The sequence below is a fragment of the Propionibacterium sp. genome, assembly GCF_047719395.1.
Lineage (GTDB): Bacteria > Actinomycetota > Actinomycetes > Propionibacteriales > Propionibacteriaceae > Propionibacterium.
The window spans coordinates 1-2,890 of the sequence record NZ_JBDNTB010000001.1 but is presented as its reverse complement, the minus strand read 5'-3'; the positions used below and the strand labels follow the sequence as shown (position 1 = coordinate 2,890).

3 protein-coding genes are annotated in these 2,890 nt (G+C 62.0%); all 3 read left to right on the top strand.

The annotated features are described in order from the left end of the window. Positions 1-283 precede the first annotated feature (283 nt). Positions 284-814 carry a pyridoxamine 5'-phosphate oxidase family protein gene (locus ABF648_RS00015; RefSeq protein ID WP_415630241.1) on the top strand — a complete coding sequence of 177 codons (531 nt, stop codon included), beginning with the start codon at positions 284-286 and terminating at the stop codon, positions 812-814. A gap of 21 nt (positions 815-835) precedes the next feature. Next, positions 836-1,789, top strand: a complete 954-nt coding sequence (locus tag ABF648_RS00010; RefSeq protein ID WP_415630240.1) for a hypothetical protein — start codon at positions 836-838, stop codon at positions 1,787-1,789. 62 nt (positions 1,790-1,851) lie between these two features. Beyond that, positions 1,852-2,890, top strand: a 1,039-nt coding sequence (locus tag ABF648_RS00005) for a Fe-only nitrogenase accessory AnfO family protein (RefSeq protein WP_415630239.1), incomplete at its 3' end; no start/stop codon positions are given.

The window sequence follows — 2,890 nt, the reverse complement described above, 5'->3', positions numbered from 1 at the left end:
CCGGTCCGCCCCCCCCCCCCCCCCGCCCCCCGCGCGGCGGGGGGGGGGGGGGGGCGGCGGGGGGGGGGGGGGGGGGGCCCCCCCCCCCCCCCCACACTGAGCAGGACGGCAGAGATCCCCGCTGAAAGCGCTGTTGATCGGGATGCCCGCTGACCAGGACCCATCTGTTCACAACTATGGGATGGGGGCATTTCCGCCGGTACAGGATCGACTGCCGCAGCTTTTCGCAAAGGCCATTTCAGAGTTCACAAAGATACCCATCCACATCTTTTGAGGAAGATCAATGACCCAGATCGCTTATACGCAACGAGTGTGCGACGACCAGGCGGCCATTGGATCTTTTCTCGAGTCCCAACGCATAGGCGTCCTCGGGCTCGAAACACCCGATGGCCCTTATGCCGTCCCCGTGAATTTCTTGTGGCACCGGGGCGCCATCTACTTCCACGGCATGGGTTCCGGCCGCAAGGTGGATGTGCTGCGTGGTGGCCCGCGAGCCTGCTTCACGGTCTTCCATGAAGACGGCACGGTGACCGATCCGATGCCCTGCCACGCAGACACTGCCTACACCAGCGTGCTGGTCTTCGGCGACGCCGAGGAGATCAGCGATCCCGCAGAATCCGCCGAAATCCTGCAGCTGCTGGTGGAGAAATTCCTGCCGGGGCAGTACAACAACCGGTTGACCGGAAAACTCGTCGAAAACTATCGCTCCGGAATGGACAACCGTCCGGTGGCAGTCTTCAAAATCTCTCCCACGCAGATCACCGCCAAACAGAACCGCGCCGATCAGGCAGACATCTTCGAGCCGCAGGCCTGAACGGCAGAAAGCGAATCCGACATGTCGACGATCACTCCCATTCCCGAACTCGTGGGAATCACGAGTCACACCGAATACGACAATGGCTTGCTGCGCGAGTGCAGCCTCAATGAACGCAATGTGATCCACACCTCGGTGGGTGACCTGGTGCCGCATTTCTCTTCCCCCGACGAGCGCTCCAAGGACCTCAAGTCGATTTCCTACTACGAGTCCGGTGCCATCCGCAGCATCAGCCTGGACAAGCAGACCGAGGTGTCCACGCCGATCGGGGAATTCCCTGCCGAATTGGTGACCTTCTACGAGGACGGCACGATGGACAGTGTCTTCCCGCTGAACGGCCAGATCGGATTCACCTGGTCCGAGAAGGACGAGGAGAGGCTCGCCGAGAGCTATTCCTTCGAGTTCTCCTTCGACACCATCACAGCGAAGACGATCGGGGTGCGCTTCTTCCACAGCGGGGCGGTCAAGAGCCTCATCTGGTGGCCCGACGAGATCGTCCAACTGGATACGCCGACGGGCAAATATCCCGCGCGCACCGGAATTCGGCTCTTCGAGGATGGGCGGCTCCGCTCCTTCGAACCCGCTGTGCCCATCATCATGAAAACCCCGGTCGGAATCGTGCAGGCCTTCGATGTGGAAGCCGTCACCATCGACGCCGACGAGAATTCGGTGCGCTTCGACCATGAGGGTCATCTCGCCCATCTGGCGACGGCTGGCGACGTGATCATCGCCGGCCCGACGATCGGGCGGAAGCGGATTTCTTCGCTCACCCGGATGGCGCTGGGGGAGGACAAGCCGGTGAAATTGTCGATCTCCATCGATTTCGGGCCGGACACCGTGACTTTCGACAACGGTGAGGAGAAGGCCAGTTTTTCCATCAGTGAGAATCGCTTCCTCGTGATGCCCGATATCTCCACCGATGGGCTCAGCGCGTGTGATCTGGGTTGCGATTCGTGTGATCTCGGATGCGCATAGGCCGCGGGCAATCGACATCAGATCTGGCCATATTCAAACTTGCCGGACGACAAGGAGTGGACATGTTGAAGGTCGCTGCACTGGTTGACGAGAAGTCGGGGAAAGTCACCCGCCCGCAAGGTCCCGGTCTGCTGAGGGTCTACGAGCGTGCCGGTGACGAGTGGATCTGCTCCAGGCAGATGAGTTATTCCTGTGCGGGATGCGCCAACATGTTCGACGTCCGCGCCTATTTGGAAACCATTGCGGAATGGCTCGGTGACTGCAAGATCGTGGCCGCCGGCGCGGGAAACGGATATTTCCGGGTGATTTTCGGCTCTCTGGGCGTGGCGCTGTGGGCGGTGCGCGGCACACCCGACAAGTTCATCGATCAGATCGTGGACTTCTATGCCAAGTCCGCTGCGGAGGAAGCCGCCAAGGAGGACGAGGAGAAGGAATTAGCCGCTGCCATCGAGCCCGTTCCCGGGCACACCGGCCACTATCGCATCGACCTGCGCGAGGCGATGAAGCTGAAGGGCGTGCACAATTCCCGTCGTGTGCTGCTGCCATTCTTCACCGACGCACATTTCGAACGTCTCGACATCATCTGCGACCACGTGCCGAAGTGGTTCGAATACGAACTTCCCGAATTGGGCCTGCGCTCTCTCGTCGAGTCGCAGTCCGATTTCATCCGGGTCCACGTGTCTCCGACCGCTGAGCGGCGGGACGGGCGCTTCGTCATCGACAAGAGCTACGACCGTGCATCCTCAGGGGGTTGCGGCGGCGGGTGCGGTGGCGGGGGAGAAGAAGATGTCGCTCTGCTGCTGATGCCCCAGGTGCGCAAGGCCGAGGCTGCCAGGGCACGCAAGGCCGAGGCCGGCGCTGCTGAAGACCACAAGGCCGGGGCCGCAGTCATTGAAGGCAGTGCCGGCAAGGCCGATTCTGCCGATGCGGAGGGGGCCGAGGCCGGGGTTGCAGTGGCGGAGAAGCCAGTCATGACCCTCGTGCCTGACAGCGATTCGGCAAACGGTGAGAAGACCGCGCCCAGGACGCCGCGTGGACTGCTGATGACTGATCATCCGTGTTTTGATGAGGCGGCGCGTGCGCGGTCTGCGCGGGTGCATT

What these genes read in the sequence shown, in the direction of transcription:
- ABF648_RS00010 (WP_415630240.1), top strand. Translation starts at nt 836, where the DNA reads ATGTCGACGATCACTCCCATTCCCGAACTCGTGGGAATCACGAGTCAC.
- ABF648_RS00015 (WP_415630241.1), top strand. Translation starts at nt 284, where the DNA reads ATGACCCAGATCGCTTATACGCAACGAGTGTGCGACGACCAGGCGGCC.